Below are 15,645 nucleotides of genomic sequence, written 5' to 3'. Positions count from 1 at the left end.
GTCTCAAGAGAAAGACATGAAATACCCTGAAGCTCCATGACAGTGCGTTGTAAGACAACATTGAATTGCGATTTAATCCAATGCGGATTTTGGCTTGCTAACTGATTAGCTGTTATTATACCAAATCCCTTTAATTTTCTTTGCCACTGTCTTCCTATACCCCAAATATCGCCGACCTCTATTTTATCTAACCATTCTGTTTCAAGGCCTATAATGTTAAAAACAGGCACGTTTAATTTTTTCTTAGCAACAAAGTTAGCCACTTTTGCTAACGTTTTAGTATGACCTATACCTATGGATGTTGGGATACCGGTATATTGTAAAATCTTCTTCTGAAGGGTTAGGCAAAAAGCATTAATGTCTTTTTTTGGAAGCGTCGATAAATCAAGAAAAGCTTCATCAATGGAATAAATTTCAACATTATTCCATGACTCTTCGATGACACGCATAACGCGTGCTGATAAATCCCCATACAAAGTATAATTCGACGAAAAAATCGTGACGTCATATAAACACATAATTCTTTTACTTTAAAATAAGGCTCACCCATTTTAATGCCTAAAGCTTTTGCTTCATTAGAGCGTGCGACAACACAGCCATCATTATTTGATAAAATAACAACAGGCTTCGTTCTTAAGTCAGGTCGAAAGAGACGCTCACAAGAGGCATAAAAGTTATTGCAGTCAATTAAGGCAAACATGGTTATAAGGCCTGATGAATAATATGGGTAACGACACCCCAAATAACGAGATCTACCTCTTCAGTGATGTCAATCGGTGAGTAAGTCTTATTAGCAGGTATTAAGCGAACCCAAGCCATCTTTCGAAATAAACGTTTAACGGTTAATTCACCATTGATAGCCGCAATCACAATTTTATCATGGGTTGCCTCAACACTTCGGTCAACAATGAGTAAATCGCCGTTATGGATACCGGCATCACGCATTGAATCACCTTGCGCTCGCACCATAAAGGTAGCAGAAGGATGTTTGATTAAATACTCATTTAAATCGAGCGTTAGTTCGAGATAATCATCAGCAGGTGAAGGGAAACCAGCAGCAACTTTACTCCCATAAAGCGGGAAACGCTGAGCCGATGTTGCGCTTGTAGTATCAAACTTAGCAATAATAGTAGCTTTCGTTAAAGGTTCTTTATTCTTTTTTATTGTTATTAGGGCGTCCATAGCCGCTCTTTAAAATGAACACGTCTATTGAGTGTAGGCATAACGTTGTTTTTTGTAAATGTATAATCTATAAACGCTTATCGCTTTCCTTATTCTTTACCGATATCATGGCGCCTTATAAATAGTTTATTTTTAACTTCATTTAACTGGCTTTTATGAGTTTTTAAGAATGCACTCTTGTATAAGAAGTTTATTTTTTGTTGTTTTGGCTTGCACCTCTCATACACTATTTGCTTTAGAAATAAGAGCAAACAATATTTCGCTAGATACGTGCTTATACAAACCCGAAATTCAAAAAGAACACTCCACTGAATTACAAGCCATCGTTCGAGCTGAACAAGAAGAGCGCGAAAACTTTGAAAGAAAAACTGAGGTAGAATTTGAAGTATTATTGCAACATGATTTAGAGCGAAGGCAACGAATCGGTGCTATCTTTGCTGAAGGTTGTTTGCAATCCGCTTCCGATTTTGCAGCTGCTGCCCTAGTGTACCAACATGGCGATATTCCTGACCATTATTATCAAGCGTTCCTCTGGACAAAACGCGCAGTGGAACTGGGTGATATCACTCAGAACACCTTATGACTTTAGCCATTTATCATTATCTCGTGTACTTAGGAAAGAAACAATTATTTGGCTCGCAAGCCTTTGGTGAGTTTAAAGAAATGCTCTGTTATTGCTTAGAGCCTGTTGAAAAGAGCTTTCCAGATAATTTGCGGGAGGAGTATACAGACCTTAATTTGCAGGCGCGTTATGATTGGATTACTTCTTCAAATGAAGGTCGCTCTTGTGGAGAGCCTAAAGAGTGTGACCATAATCTAAAAAACTCACCTATTGGCACAGTTCCTGGATGTTGGTAGGAGAAATCATTGCACACCATTTTTTGTCCGTCACGCATGAATGACTTTGAAGTGAAGCTCTTAACTCAAAATTCATTGCAAGAGTTACAAGCCTTTATTGATTTGTTTAATGACTTTTTTCAATTATGTGAAGGCAAGAAAGGCTCAGCAGCAGGAATATTAACCGCCTGTCCCCCAACTAAAGACATTCAACAAGACAAGTTCGTCTTAGGATTCTATCAGAAGGAACATTTGCTAGGTCTTATTGATTTAATTGCTAATTATCCTCAAAATTCTACTTGGACAATTGGTTATCTTTTAATTCATCCAAGCTATCAACGCCAAGGCTTAGGTGCCCAATTTTTCCATGTACTTGAACAAGCTATTTCACCCAATAAAATGCGCTGTGTTGTACAAGAGCAGAATGAACGAGCGTTTAAATTTTGGCAAACCCTAGGTTTTAAAATGGTGTATCAGCGGGAAGACAACTTAGGAAAATGGTTAACAAGACTTTTGTTTTAGAAAAAGGTCGTCTGGTTTAATTTCATGAGACTACAAACTTTAATAATTAAGACCATCAATGCAATTTGAGTTCTCACTTAAAAATGATTCGATAATGAGTAATACACCAACCAAAAACTTACATGCGTTAATCAGGAACCAGCGGCTAAACATTTTAACGCTTTTCCAAAGAGTCTGACATTCCTCAACCGACCCTACACCCATCTTTTATCCGGCAAAACTAAAAAGCCAAGAAGGGCGCTTCTGCAAAAGTTAGCTCACTTTTTTGATGTTTCAATTCCAGCCCTATTAGAGATAGAGCTAACTAATGAGCTTGCAAATTCTGTTAAAAGACTTCCCATTTTAAACTGGAATGAAGATACATTAAATTTTTCTAAGCAATCAGAAATAGACAACGAATTTATAGTTGGCTCGTATCCTGAAGAAAATTTTGCCTTCTTTATAATAAGAAATTTTGTCATAGCCCTTGACCTAACCAAAGCTTAGCTATCATGGCGACTAGTAAAACGCTTGAAGAATCTCAGTGCGGGTTAGTTTACTTTAAAAGTATGACCTTATCTTAGTAAAATTTTAATGGAGCAGAGTAATTTTTTTATTAAGCACCAACAAGAACCGAAGACCTTTTGTTACTAAAATTGATTTAAACAAGGTGAATGGTTTGGGCAGCTCTGTGAATTAAGATTAATGGCACTAGCGCTAAATGCATATTTATGATTAATTTAGTAAAAACTTTGCCTAAGAATAAGTAGCCAATTACTATTTTCCAATGATCCTGTATTTCTAATAGAAGATGCAACCTCACTCTTTCAAAAGTTTTCTTACATTGAAATTTAGATTAAACCAGCTATAACCTAACTATTAAGTAAAGGTCGCCGAGGATGATGAATGCGTAGGCTTTATTTTAAAATTAAATTCATCAAACACGGTTGCTCGTTTAGCCTCTAACTTTCGGCTTAAAGTGTCTAGTTGTTTTTTATCCTGACTATCTCTTAGAGTATTTAATTGAGCAAGTAATTTCTTGCTTGTAGTCTCTGATGTATCGAAGGTACGAGGCTTATTTATAAATTGAGTAACTGAATTATCATTTAGGTAATCCAACTGCCTAGTACTACTCTTGCTTAAATCAGCCGTAGCATTATAAAGTAATTGACTTTTAATTCCATTTTCAATATGACTGATAAGAGAGGGAGTAAAAGGGGTAGGCTTACTAAAAAAGGAATTAGTATGATTGCTTAATCTATCAAAAATAGAACGTTTTTCGAGGGTTTTATAAAATTCAAATAATTCTTGGTTATCGATTATGTTTAATGCAGCATAGCTAATAACACCTGCTAATATGCGATAAGCTGAAACATCATTTAATTTTCCTAAATTTTCAATGCTTATCTCTAATATTTCTATGATTTTCTTAATATCTATATCGTCTTTAAGTATTATATTATGTAATTGCTGCATAAATTTAATAGCTTCTTCATCTATTAGACCCTCACACTGAGGTAACGCATTATGAATATATGCTATTAAATCATTAACGGGTTTTGAATAATGTTTGACATATCCTTCTAACTGCTGCAATAAATTATGGCCAAAAATTTCTTGATAGGCTGTTGGCTTTTCAATATATGCGTGAGCATCTTCCAACAACCTTTTGCCTTTATTTTTAGCACTATAAGCAACTCCATCTAGCTCACCTAACTTTGTTTTATCCTTTTTCGTCGCAATTGTTTGCTTTTGCCGTTTACTTAGTTTTTCAAAGAGTTCTTCACCTTGGGCTAACCTAAAGATAGGTGATAAAGCAGGGGGTATATCTGCTCTGGCAAATTCTTGATATTGCCCCTCACCAAATGCTTTCTTTAAGTGCTTAAAAACATTCGTTCTTGATAGAAAAGAAAGATGGTCAACAACGAAAATACCGCAACTAACCCAATCTTGTTGAATCATATTAGCTACCTTTTCCTTGGGAGTCTCAGCAAAAGGGCCATCAGAAGGAACATTGATGTTGTAAATATAGCCCGAATCTAAAATATTATTTAATTGAAGATTAGTTAAATATACTTGGAAAAAATGTCTTGCTCGCCTATCCATCACTGAATCTAAGTTAAACGCAGATATACCCTTTTCAGTAATAATATTATCTATACACGTCCAGTGGCCATCTATAAGTATGGCTATTTGAAAACGTAAACCAATAGGCAATTTGGCATGATTAGCTACTAAAAAATTAATAAGCTGATTGAGCTCAGGATGGCTTTCGAGGGAATAATCGCTTGAATCTTCAGGTGGTTTATATTCTGCTACAAAATAATTAAACGGAATCAGTTGTCCCTTCTCATGCCGTTGCCTTGCTTTTCGCTCTAGCACCGTTTTCATGACATCTAAAGGCCATACTATACCTTCAACATCATAACGACTAGAAACACTTAAATTATCTTTGTTAAAGCTATTTGCTCAGCTAATTTCGCTACTTCTTTTGCTAAGGGGTTATTTTCAAGTTTTATAATCTGCAGACGTTCAGTTTTATCGAGTTCATTCATAAAAGCATAAATAATTATCTACATGTATTTATTTTAATATAAAATACATGTTATACAAATTTTAAGCTAAAAGATTAACCATCAAGCAATGGTAAAATATTTTTTAGTGTGAATACCATTATACCTAAATTAATTTACCTAAATAGAAGTTACATTTAGTGTCTTAAGCCTAATATTGAAAGAAAAGCGTCAGATTAATTAAGAAGAAAAGCAGGAATTGTTGAACTGCGGTTTATGGGTAAAATATTAACAAATTATTTATGACAAATTTAACAGAATAATCAATATCATGTAAAGAAATTGCAGAACAAATTACCACGATAAATTTTAATTGTTAAACAAGTTAAAACAAGAAAACATCAGACCAATAAAAATATTTTCTTACCTCCAAGGATAAATGCTTTGCTTTATGGACCATGGTGGAAGGCCAAGTTAAAAGAAAAAGGGGGGTTATTGTCGGATAAGCGATTACCATTACTGATAACCGCTCTCCTAAGAACCGTACTTGCAAGTTTCCCCGCATACGGCTCAAGCCTCTTTAAAGCTACATCTAATATAACCCGGCAAGTTTGGTTTAAACAACAATACGTGATTGCTTTATACCTCAGCATTCTTGAGGTAAAATAATCGGCATCTTTTGAGTCAAAGAGATTAACATCAGTGCGAATTTTTAATATGTCGCCTGATGGGAACTGAACTGGCAATAAAGATATCTTGCCATTCTTTAACCCCTGACCTAGTAATGGTTGTAGTTGAGAACACCCACTGTCTTTGATTGCGTGTACGAAAATACTTTTCTCTCACCCAATTTGCAGATTTGTTAGGATGTCTCTTCTTAGCCCATCGCCATAATGACCTGAATATGTGCGAGTCAACATAAGCAAAAGCCTTTTGCGCAACACAGTGCTTATAGTAGTTTGCCCATCCACTAATAACAGGATTGAGCTGACTAATTAATACTGATGCTTTGACAGAAGGCTTGGATTTTATCAACGCTCGGATTTTATTCAAAAAGTCTTTGATACTTTCTTTGGAAGGTTTAACAAGGGTTTTACTATTGTTATACCGTCTCACATTAAAACCGAGGAAATTAAATCCATTGCTGATAGCCGTGATCTTAGTTTTCTCTTCCGATAGGGTCAGACCATGCGCTGCTAGAAATGTTTGTACTTCTGACTTGACTTTCATGAGCACTTTTTCTGATGCGCCCGAAATATATAAAATCATCAGCATATCTCACCAAGTTCACTTTATCAGACTTTTTAGTACCTGCTTTAATTGCCCGTTCTAATCCATCTAATACCATGTTTGCTAACATAGGTGAGATAATTCCACCTTGTGGTGTTCCCGCATCCGTGTTAAACCATTTCTTTTGCTCGACATATCCTGATTTCAACCATTCTTGCAAAACCCTTTTATCTAAAGGGATATTTCTGGGTAATCCATTCATGGCTGATATGATCAAAACAGCTTTTAATATCCGCCTCTAATACCCATTGAGCGGCTCCTTTGGGAGCTAACACATTGAAGCATTGGCGAACGGCATCTGCAGTTGAGCGCATTCTACGAAAACCATAAGAATGCTTATCACCTGTAGTTTCAGCGACAGGTTCCAACGCCATCGTATATAAAGCTTGCATCGCTCTATCTTGCATGGTAGGAATACCTAAGGGTCGCTGCTTGCCATTGCGCTTGGGGATATACACTCTTCGTAACGGTTGTGCTTGATAGCTTTTACGTTTGAGCTGCATCGCTGCTTTGTATTTTTGTTTAGAATTCGCCAAACCACACGATCAGTACCAGGCGTTTTGGCGCCACGGTTAGTTGTCACTCGTTTTACAGCTAATAGTTTAGCTGATTTTGAATGAGTTAATAACCATTGCAGGGCTTTGACTTGTCCTGGTCTTCCTTCTCGCGTTGCCTTTGCAATACGCATTTGCAGTCGTTTGACATTGCACTCAATTATCTTCCAATTAATGGCAGCCCAATCAAGTTGCTTTGCTGAAGATGCACCGGTTAGTGTTACATCCGTCATTTGCTTTTCCTCATTAAGCGATTCTACAAATTCTCTTGCAATAAGAGACCAGTTGGACGTAGGCTCGCTTTCGCGTCAGGTAACGTTTAAACCTGTATTCTAGCTATTACCACTAGACATTCGCTTTTTCCAACCTCCCAATCTCGCATAACCTTCATCACTTTTCGCAAAGTACTTACCTGTTTTAACAGGAGCTATACGAGGTTCCCAAGTTCCGCTAGAAAGAGTATGTGCAGGGTTAGGTGCTTGTTATTGGCCGGAGGCTGTTTGACTGCGTAGTTGTAGTGGATAGCAACTAACCAGCCCTCATTGCCGCTTGGCTCAGGCGAGACAACCACTTGCGCCTGTTTGGGTTGACGACCTTTATCACAAGTTCAGTTTTCTTCACCATACCTGCTACCTAGCACTTACCCGATTGTGGTTATCAGGAAGAAGCGCTTCTCACGATTTGCTTCCCACACGTAAACGTATTTTGTTACATTGTCAGGATCGCTCTTTATTCAGATCCCTAGTTCAGCTGGCAGTACAGCTCGTTTCTTAATGAAACAACTCTTACTAGCGACTTCTTGTCGCACACCCCACATACCCACACTATAGCTTCACTAGTCGGCAGGTTGTTACGCTCCGTGTGGATATATGGATAACAAATTTATTTTGATAAAGAGCAACTGTTTTTTAATTCATGATTTATAATATACGGATTAGGGTAGCCTTCTATTTTAGCAACCGCTTCTGCCCACCATTTTTCATTCGCATTGGGTGGAAATTCTTTATCCCAGGCAATAAAAAGATTTCGTTGTGCCTCACTTAGATCAATACCGTATTTAATAGGCCATAAAAAGGTTAGCACGTGCGACGATTCCTTTTGCAAAATCTGCAGGCTCAACCCGTCTTGATTTTTTATCGATGGTAATAGGGCAACCGTAAAAGGAAGTATGATTTTCTAACATACTGTAGCGAAAATTAGAGCGAGCACTATTTACAAGGCCTACAGCTGGCCATAAATTGTAAAGCTCACCTTCAGCTTGTCTAAATTGATTATCAATTTTTTCGCAGCATTTTCTGCCTTTATATCTTTTTCCATTTTACTTAATGCAAAGAGGCTCTCGCCAACAAGCAAAATGGTTACCGAAGTTTTCAGCAGGCATCATATGCTCCCATTCTACTACATGCGCGCGGCGAATGCCGAATGCTGACTGCAATATTGCAGCTTGCCAAATCAACCCTTAAACGTGCATCAAATTTGCAGTGACAGTATAAGGTTTCACGTTGGAGGGCAAAAACAATTCTGGCTTTTTTTTAGCTTGAGTAAATGTTTTAGAAGGTAATGCCAATACAGAGAATGAAAGCATTAAGATAGTAGTAAAACGGAATAAGAAAGTCATTTAAATAAACCAGCTGTTATCGACAAAATATTATTTTTATAGTTAGGTTATAACTATTATTAAATTAACTAGGCGCCAATAATTTAACATACGTCTAAATGCTTAGTAAGCAATATAGAAATTAGTTAATTGCATTAAGGTTAGAATACGATATTTCTATGAGAAAAATAAGTTACTTAATTTAGATAGAGTATATAGATAACTTAAGTAATTTATTAAATCCAAATATTATTTAGCTTAATAAAGATAGATTAAATTAATAATGCAATATTAATTAATTATCACGCTTAAGGGCTTTATCAGAAGATTTCTGCATATTTATTTGAGAATCTTGTTCAATGTGACTTGAAAAGAAGCTATTTTGAGATAATTCTAAATTAGTTTTATAAATCTTTTTTGGTTGCTCATCAGGGTAATCTGGCCCTCTTCGTTTACCTCCTAAGAGCTCATGATTGCTCTGCGTAAGAGACGGCCAATGAGCCTTGAGCAACGGCATGTATTGTTGATTAATGTTATCTATTGGATGACCTGCACTTATTAATAGTATAGCCATCTCGTAATCTGCATTTTCACAAGCAACACTAAGAGGCGTTCTGCCATGATTATCTGGCCTACTTATATCAATCTTTTCCTGCTGTATAAGAACTCGGACAATATCGATATGACCATTTTGACATGCGACTAAAAGTGGCGTTGCACCATCTTCATCTGTTTGGTTAATAGCAATATTTTTGTGCTGAAGTAAACTAAGAACGGCCTCGGTAAATCCTCCTTCACAGGCTACAGAAAGTGGAGTAACACCGTCACTAGTTGCTTTATTAACATCAATATAGGTTTGTTTTAGTAACTCATTAATAATGTCAATATAGCCATTTTCGCAAGCTATAAAAAGGGGGGTTGTGTTGTCATTAGTTGCTATGTTCATTTCAATATTTTTTTGCTTAAGCAATGCTTGAACTATATCCGTATGTCCATTTTTACAAGCATTGAAAAGCAATGTAGCACCATTGTCATACTGCTCATTAATATTGATGTTTTCCTGCTTAAGTAACTCGAAAACAATATCAATATGACCATTTATATAGGCAATGTAAAGTGGTGTAAAACCATTATAATTAATTTTATTAATATCAATAATTTTCTGCTCTAGCAGTTTACATACAATACTTGTAAATCCATTCTGGCAAGCGATATAAAATGGAGTAACCCCAGGTTTAGTTTCAGTATTAATTTCAATTCCCTTTTGAGCAAGCAGCCTATAAACAATATCAGTATGCCCCTTTTGGCAGGCCGTCCAAAGGGGTGTTGCGCCATTATATGCTTGGTTAATATTAATATTTTTTTGCTCAAGCAATGCTTGAACTATATTCATATGTCCCTGCTCGCAGGCTATATAAAGTGGTGTTGCCCCATAAATATCCGGTTTATTAACATCAATCTCTTTTAGTTTAAGTAACTTTTGGACAATATCAATATAACCTAGTTGACAAGCGATAAACAACGGGGTTGATCCATCATTATCTTCTTTATTAAAATCAATATTTTTTTGTTCAAGTAACTTACAGACAATAGCCATATGCCCATTACGGCAGGCTGCGAACAGTGGCGTCGCTCCATATTTAGTAAATTTATTAATTTCTATATTTTTTTGTTCTAACAGCTCACAGACAATATCAAAATGGCCATTTTGGCAGGCAATATAAAGTGGCGTAGCTCCTTCATTGGTTGCCTTGTTAATATCGATTTTTTGGTGCTTAAGTAATTCAGAAACAATAGTAGTATGTCCATACTCGCATGCCAGGAATAAGGGAGTAATACCTTGAACACTTGTTTTGTTAATATCAATATTTTCCTGCTTAAGTAAGCTTCGTACTAAATTAAATTGGTTGTTTTGGCAAGCTAGATAAAATAAGCCTACTTGATAAGCATCAAATCGGTTTGCATGGTTGTACTCGAAAGGATATTTTTTTTCTAACTCAGTTAGAGCAATTTTAATAGACTCTTCTTGACTGGCTTTTGTAATCACTTGAATATTAAAAGCCACATAGTCTGCCTCATCAGACGAAAGTGAAGAAAAAATACTCTTAGCTAATGAGTTTACTATCTAACTCACGAGTATAAGACATAAGATTCGGGAAACGAGCAAAATCATTAATATCAACATATACCCATTTTCGAATATTCTTATCATAGTAAAAGCATACTGCATGATTACTGGATGACAGTAAAATAGGTGCAACAACCTGCGCCTCATCCATTATCTTCTCTAAGTCTTTGAAATAGTCAGTTAGCTCAGATTGAGTAAAGGCATGTAGTTTCCAAACTAACAACCAATTTTTCCTGTGACAGTTTATTAGGATATACAATTGAATAAATATCTTCCAAATTTTCTTGGTTTAAATATTGTGAAAATAACTCAAAATACCTAGCGGGATTTAAATAGAGTTGAATACCCTCATAAAAGGCTGGGATTTCTAAAAATATTTCTGTTTCTTCCGGGTAATTAAAGAAACCATAGTTTTTTGTGTGTAAACGTATTTGCTCAATATCATATTTTAATTTTTCAAAGTCATTGTCATAACTCTCAATACACTTTTAGGCGATAGAAGAACTTATAGCTCTCTTCTACAAGCCAAGCTTGGCAAAGCATCATAGAAAATCCGCGACATATTCCAGTGGAAAGCGGGTAACCTAAATACTGACCTAATTCTACTAACTGGGAATGAGTTAACTTAGCACCCATAATTAGCATAAAATAAGAACAATTAAATTAAATTTAATACCAACTATTTATTTAAATCAAAATAACATTAATTATAAGGTTTGACTCTTAATGTTAGAGCCTTAATTTATTATTCTAATCTTAAATAATAACTGTTTCAGAAACTTATAATAAATTTTATCTAGTTTAATATCGCTAATAATTATTCTAACATTAACTGCATGTATTGCCTTAAAATGATGGGTTTGTGAACGCATCAATCAGATATTAAATTTCTTAAATTTATCGTTTAATTCAGTTCATAAACTCTGTGTATTAATCAACGTACGTTTTAAATAAAATCTTCAGACTTTACGAGTAAAAAGGTTAAAAAGGAGAGGAGAATATGCTCAAGTGTCACCGCATAAACAAAATTTAGACTTGCAACTTTAACTCAAGAAAATAAGTTTCGAAAGCAATTTTACTGATAAAAGCCCAGTAACGCCAACGCTTTATTTTTATATATAATTGGATACTTAATTTTTGCTTCCCTCCTTCGGCAATAGCAATAAATGCAATTTATGTACTTCGTTGATAGCGTTTGGCAAGAAAGTTGAGGCAATTCGGCATAAAAATAGTCTCTCATCCTTATTAATGATTTAATAGCTGTCAATTTTAATTAGTTAAAATGATCTGGTATTAATATGTCTGATAAAATAATTGACTCATTTGAAGTTGTCTGATAAACCGCACCTTTTTTATTGAAAATTGGATTATCACAGGAAAAATTATAAGGTAACGTCTAATATTCCAAGCGATAAAAAAAGTCAGCTAGTTCACGAGTTTCGCACTTGGCTCATGTAGGTTGAAACATTAAGAATTTGATCTGCTCCTGAATAGCATTTTTGATTACATGCCAGTTTTGTTGATAAAGAGTAGTTTTTTGAGTAATACGTAATTTATGTTGCTCAAACCAAGCAGCAATGGCAAGAAAGATATGGTTTCTCTGCGCTCGGCCTGTGCGTGCCTGACAACGCTCAATTCCACATGTTTGTTTGACTTCTCGATGATAAACTTCGACCGACCAACGTGCATCCATGATGTGTTTTACTTGCTCACGTGTTGGATTTTCCATGTTTGTCGCCACGTAATCAATGCGGCCATTTTTTGCCACGAACTTGAATACAAAAATCCAACCATATCCACGTAAATGAACCGAAAGTCCTTCTTCGGGAATTTCTAATGTTTCTAATCGAGCATGACGATTTACTATTCGGTTTTTTCTTAATGGTGTAACCCAAATCCACCCATGTGAGCGGATGGATTTCAAGTTATCTAAACTTGAATACCAAGCATCCATGACGACTGCTGTGGGAGTGAGTCCTCGTGATTTAGCGAGTTTTAACATGTCGCAAAAATGGGTGTTTTTTGTTTTTCCATCCGTATCTTTATCATAGATACGATAATCAATTGGCACGGATTCTTGACTATCCAAACCATGCCACAGCATATTGATAAGACCAATTCCTGCAATCACATCATGGGCATTGCCAGAATACTGATAATTTACAAGTTCTATTTTTTTACTGTGTATCTTGGATAAAACTGTATCATCTGCTATCAATAGACAAGGTTCTGATGCACGTACATAATGACTTGCTAGTGACCATATTTCTCGAGGACGGAATTTTTTATCAGCTAACCAACGGCTAATACTATCATGGGATAAAGCTATAGGACTTACTTCTGATAGCGCTAAACCTGAATAACGCATACTGCTTGCTTGTAAAAATGCTTTATACAATTCTTTTGTACATCGATAACGCGACATCCTGACACAACTTCTAAATTAAAATTATGCCGCTAATTCTAATCTATTTATTTCAAACTGCGAAACTCGTGACTTGTTCTCCTGAGTTTACGTCTTAAATCATTTAACTTACCTAATCTCTTTGTTAAATGTCGTGAGTTATTTGCTTAATCATGCTCTTTTATTCATTAATAGGGGCTGACAGCCCTTAATTTCGTAAGCATGCCATCGATGTCTGCATTTTGTCACAAATGATGAGATAGTTAATTTTAAGTAAAACAATATCATGGCTAACTTTTAATAATTTAAATAGCTAGTTTAAATTAGGGATGAAAATAACAGCTATATTAACCCTATTGCTAATTAGTTTTAATTTTAAATAATGAAGTTTGTAGCGCTAGCCAAAGAGAGTTTTTGCAGCCATAAATTTATTATAAGGAGGCATGCACTTGCCCTTTTAGGGCAATTTGCCGAAACGTGGGAGACTCTTGTGGCCAAAATACCTTGTACGTCGATGAATCAATTGAGGGTGGGAATTCTAAGATGTCCGTAAGCCTTTCAAAGAGGCAGCAAGCTTCTTCATCTTTGAGAAACACGTAGTTGATTGTCAATTTTTTTCTGCTCTTCAAGTTGCAATTTTTAGATTGATAAAGACCTTATTCTTATTTCACATAATGTCGTCATGGCACCCAAATCGAGGCACGCCCTGTCACACCGGAACAACCACACGCGCACGCACCCTTATATATTGCAGAATTACCTTTAACTTAGAACCAATACAAAACTAATCTTCGTCCTTATTAATAATCCAACTTTATGTTTAATAATTTTAACGTTACTATTATTATGAAAATTTTCCTTTTGTTTTGATTTAAAGTTTGCACTTCTATCAAAACCGGAAAATCTCAGCCTTGCAAGCGAGAGGTCAGATTAAATCGGAACTAATACAAGTAATGGTTTTAGCTTATTTTTAAAATGAAATAAATCATTTGCGCATGTATCCTGATTTATTCCCCATTTCACCCTAACACGGCCTGATAATTTCATAGGCGAATCTTCGTAGTCATCTGTCATGGTTTAGCCAGTTCTGAGTTTGTTCCTTCCAAGCTTGATAACATTTTCACCGCAAAAAATACCTCACATAATCATCACCTTCAAAAGAATTAGCTGCTGATTTTGGAATAAGCTTAAGACAAGTAAAGCAACTTTCTTTTTCACAATGGTTTTCCTTAGAATTGAATTTTTCCAGGGAAACTAATAAGGGTAACGATTTTCTGTCTTGTTTAGTGTGTGCCTTGATCGGCTCTTTATGATGCCCTAACGCTAGCCCTCCGATAATAGTTTGTTCTTCAGGGATTGCTATTTGCTCTTTGGTGAACGCTTCATCCAGCGTAACCCAGCAACAGCCAATACTAAGTGCACATGCTGCTAACCACATGTTTTGCATGGCAGCCGCACCACTGTAAAGATGCTGGTTATGTTGTTTTAACCAATTATCGATATCAATTTTTGTATCTACTGTGACAATAATTAAAAGTTGTGCTTGTGAAAGAAATGAAGCATGGTGCGCTTTTGCAGCCAATACTTTCAGGCTGTCTTTGTTTTTTATTAGCGTAAAATGCCAGGGCTGTGAATTTAAAGGGCTAGGTGCATATTGGCCTGCTTTAAGAATAGTTTCAATGTCTTCTTTATTAAGCGCCTTCTCAGAATATTGTCTTACGGCGCGTCTTTGCATGATTAGCTCAAATATATCCATTAAAACCTTCTTTAATTGCCCTATTATTTAATTTATATGCAACATAGACTGTTTTTACAACACTTAAACATCGTTTTTTCTGCTAAAAAAAGGAATCACTGTATATCCTTGCTGATGGAACGCCTGCTAAAAACACGTTTGTTTTTAATTGACTTGTAATTTCTTTTGGTCCACAAATATAAACGTGGATATTTTTGAGATTAGTCAACGTATACTGCGTTTTATCAAGAACATTAGCTTCTAGATAGCGTCCACTCGTTTTCAACACACAGGGTATATATACAAAATTTGGGTACCACGATGCTAATGTTTCTAATTCCTCGGCGTAATAAATATCATCGTCCTGACAGCCACCATGAATTAAAGTAATCTTGCCATTATGTTGCTCACTTAAAGCGCTTTTAGCGATAGCTAATAAAGGCGCAAGCCCGGTCCCCGTTCCAACTAAAAGTATATCAAAAGATGCCTTGTCAGGGTTAATATAGAAGCACTTTCCAAAGGGACCTCGAATCTGGACTATAGTATTAACAGCTGCTGCTTTCTGAAACCATTGGCTCATCTCACCATCGTCCTTAAGTTTGATATGAATTTCAATATAACCTTCGTAAGTTGGCATATTAGCAATGGAATAACTGCGAGATAGACCATAAGGGTTCATAAGGTTTAAATATTGCCCAGGTATCCAATCTTGTAAATTTTCTGCTAATAGCCTTACTCGAATAACATTATAAGTTAGCTTGGTGATTTCCGCGATGAGAGCTTGTTGGTCGCACTCTGCAACATCAGGAGCCTTCAAGTAAAGGTCAGTAGTAGGCTTTGCCCGACAGGCAAGGAAATACCCTTGGATTTCAATGTATCAGGTAGCCCCTCTTGCCAGGTTGGC

16 protein-coding genes and 1 pseudogene are annotated in these 15,645 nt (G+C 35.9%); 3 read left to right on the top strand and 14 right to left on the bottom strand.

The window, feature by feature from the left end:
* Both DYH30_RS17435 and DYH30_RS17430 read right to left on the bottom strand, forming a co-directional pair.
* Positions 1–700, bottom strand: a pseudogene (locus DYH30_RS17435) (Y-family DNA polymerase); the annotation flags it as partial.
* A gap of 2 nt (positions 701–702) precedes the next feature.
* A complete protein-coding gene (locus DYH30_RS17430; protein WP_115333021.1) occupies positions 703–1,182 on the bottom strand; it encodes a LexA family protein in 480 nt (159 codons plus the stop codon).
* A 169-nt stretch (positions 1,183–1,351) separates the two neighbouring features.
* On the opposite strand from DYH30_RS17430, the gene DYH30_RS17425 reads away from it, so the two are divergent.
* The 3 genes from DYH30_RS17425 to DYH30_RS17415 are packed head-to-tail and all read left to right on the top strand — an operon-like array spanning position 1,352 to position 2,541.
* A complete protein-coding gene (locus tag DYH30_RS17425; protein WP_115333020.1) occupies positions 1,352–1,765 on the top strand; it encodes a hypothetical protein in 414 nt (137 codons plus the stop codon).
* Positions 1,762–2,040: a hypothetical protein gene (locus tag DYH30_RS17420; RefSeq protein WP_115333019.1), complete on the top strand. Its 279-nt coding sequence runs from the start codon at positions 1,762–1,764 to the stop codon at positions 2,038–2,040. Before DYH30_RS17425 ends, DYH30_RS17420 begins: the two co-directional genes overlap by 4 nt.
* 9 nt (positions 2,041–2,049) lie before the next feature.
* Positions 2,050–2,541 carry a GNAT family N-acetyltransferase gene (locus tag DYH30_RS17415; protein WP_147285965.1) on the top strand — a complete coding sequence of 164 codons (492 nt, stop codon included), beginning with the start codon at positions 2,050–2,052 and terminating at the stop codon, positions 2,539–2,541.
* Between the two features lie 858 nt (positions 2,542–3,399).
* Here DYH30_RS17415 and DYH30_RS17410 read toward each other — a convergent pair.
* From DYH30_RS17410 to DYH30_RS17365, 12 genes are all read right to left on the bottom strand, one after another.
* Complete coding sequence (locus DYH30_RS17410) at positions 3,400–4,911, bottom strand: hypothetical protein (protein WP_115333017.1); 1,512 nt, start codon at positions 4,909–4,911, stop codon at positions 3,400–3,402.
* Positions 4,912–5,732: 821 nt separating this feature from the next.
* On the bottom strand, positions 5,733–6,263 hold the full coding sequence (locus DYH30_RS17400) for a group II intron maturase-specific domain-containing protein (RefSeq protein ID WP_160116254.1): 531 nt from the start codon (positions 6,261–6,263) through the stop codon (positions 5,733–5,735).
* A complete protein-coding gene (locus DYH30_RS18630) occupies positions 6,193–6,525 on the bottom strand; it encodes a reverse transcriptase domain-containing protein (protein ID WP_218018925.1) in 333 nt (110 codons plus the stop codon). Before DYH30_RS18630 ends, DYH30_RS17400 begins: the two co-directional genes overlap by 71 nt.
* A complete protein-coding gene (locus tag DYH30_RS18625) occupies positions 6,491–6,730 on the bottom strand; it encodes a reverse transcriptase/maturase family protein (RefSeq protein WP_280524224.1) in 240 nt (79 codons plus the stop codon). The genes DYH30_RS18630 and DYH30_RS18625 overlap by 35 nt, the downstream gene beginning before the upstream one ends.
* 11 nt (positions 6,731–6,741) lie before the next feature.
* On the bottom strand, positions 6,742–7,110 hold the full coding sequence (locus DYH30_RS18505) for a reverse transcriptase N-terminal domain-containing protein (RefSeq protein ID WP_244917917.1): 369 nt from the start codon (positions 7,108–7,110) through the stop codon (positions 6,742–6,744).
* 649 nt (positions 7,111–7,759) lie between these two features.
* Positions 7,760–7,960, bottom strand: a complete 201-nt coding sequence (locus tag DYH30_RS18500; RefSeq protein ID WP_244917916.1) for a hypothetical protein — start codon at positions 7,958–7,960, stop codon at positions 7,760–7,762.
* The gene (locus DYH30_RS18495) at positions 7,935–8,156 is read right to left on the bottom strand and encodes an endonuclease (protein ID WP_244917918.1); all 222 of its coding nucleotides are present in this window, start codon (positions 8,154–8,156) and stop codon (positions 7,935–7,937) included. Before DYH30_RS18495 ends, DYH30_RS18500 begins: the two co-directional genes overlap by 26 nt.
* Before the next feature lie 613 nt (positions 8,157–8,769).
* A complete protein-coding gene (locus DYH30_RS17385; RefSeq protein ID WP_115333014.1) occupies positions 8,770–10,539 on the bottom strand; it encodes an ankyrin repeat domain-containing protein in 1,770 nt (589 codons plus the stop codon).
* A gap of 40 nt (positions 10,540–10,579) precedes the next feature.
* Positions 10,580–10,825 carry a hypothetical protein gene (locus tag DYH30_RS17380; protein ID WP_115333013.1) on the bottom strand — a complete coding sequence of 82 codons (246 nt, stop codon included), beginning with the start codon at positions 10,823–10,825 and terminating at the stop codon, positions 10,580–10,582.
* 1,227 nt (positions 10,826–12,052) lie between these two features.
* The gene (locus DYH30_RS17375) at positions 12,053–13,027 is read right to left on the bottom strand and encodes an IS701 family transposase (protein ID WP_115332697.1); all 975 of its coding nucleotides are present in this window, start codon (positions 13,025–13,027) and stop codon (positions 12,053–12,055) included.
* Positions 13,028–14,126: 1,099 nt separating this feature from the next.
* On the bottom strand, positions 14,127–14,762 hold the full coding sequence (locus DYH30_RS17370; protein ID WP_115333012.1) for a nitroreductase family protein: 636 nt from the start codon (positions 14,760–14,762) through the stop codon (positions 14,127–14,129).
* A gap of 82 nt (positions 14,763–14,844) precedes the next feature.
* Positions 14,845–15,558, bottom strand: coding sequence for an FAD-binding oxidoreductase (locus DYH30_RS17365; RefSeq protein ID WP_160116253.1), 714 nt, complete (start codon positions 15,556–15,558; stop codon positions 14,845–14,847).
* Positions 15,559–15,645: the final 87 nt, after the last annotated feature.

The organism is Legionella busanensis (assembly GCF_900461525.1).
Lineage (GTDB): Bacteria > Pseudomonadota > Gammaproteobacteria > Legionellales > Legionellaceae > Legionella_C > Legionella_C busanensis.
Note: the sequence above shows the minus strand (reverse complement) of the source record. Positions and strands in the feature narration are given on the sequence as shown.

Excerpts from the sequence above, each read along its gene's own strand:
- DYH30_RS17430 (WP_115333021.1), bottom strand. The coding sequence starts at position 1,182 with ATGGACGCCCTAATAACAATAAAAAAGAATAAAGAACCTTTAACGAAA.
- DYH30_RS17425 (WP_115333020.1), top strand. The coding sequence starts at position 1,352 with ATGCACTCTTGTATAAGAAGTTTATTTTTTGTTGTTTTGGCTTGCACC.
- DYH30_RS17420 (WP_115333019.1), top strand. The coding sequence starts at position 1,762 with ATGACTTTAGCCATTTATCATTATCTCGTGTACTTAGGAAAGAAACAA.
- DYH30_RS17410 (WP_115333017.1), bottom strand. The coding sequence starts at position 4,911 with ATGAAAACGGTGCTAGAGCGAAAAGCAAGGCAACGGCATGAGAAGGGA.
- DYH30_RS17400 (WP_160116254.1), bottom strand. The coding sequence starts at position 6,263 with ATGAAAGTCAAGTCAGAAGTACAAACATTTCTAGCAGCGCATGGTCTG.
- DYH30_RS18630 (WP_218018925.1), bottom strand. The coding sequence starts at position 6,525 with ATGAATGGATTACCCAGAAATATCCCTTTAGATAAAAGGGTTTTGCAA.
- DYH30_RS18625 (WP_280524224.1), bottom strand. The coding sequence starts at position 6,730 with ATGCAAGATAGAGCGATGCAAGCTTTATATACGATGGCGTTGGAACCT.
- DYH30_RS18505 (WP_244917917.1), bottom strand. The coding sequence starts at position 7,110 with ATGACGGATGTAACACTAACCGGTGCATCTTCAGCAAAGCAACTTGAT.
- DYH30_RS17375 (WP_115332697.1), bottom strand. The coding sequence starts at position 13,027 with ATGTCGCGTTATCGATGTACAAAAGAATTGTATAAAGCATTTTTACAA.
- DYH30_RS17370 (WP_115333012.1), bottom strand. The coding sequence starts at position 14,762 with ATGGATATATTTGAGCTAATCATGCAAAGACGCGCCGTAAGACAATAT.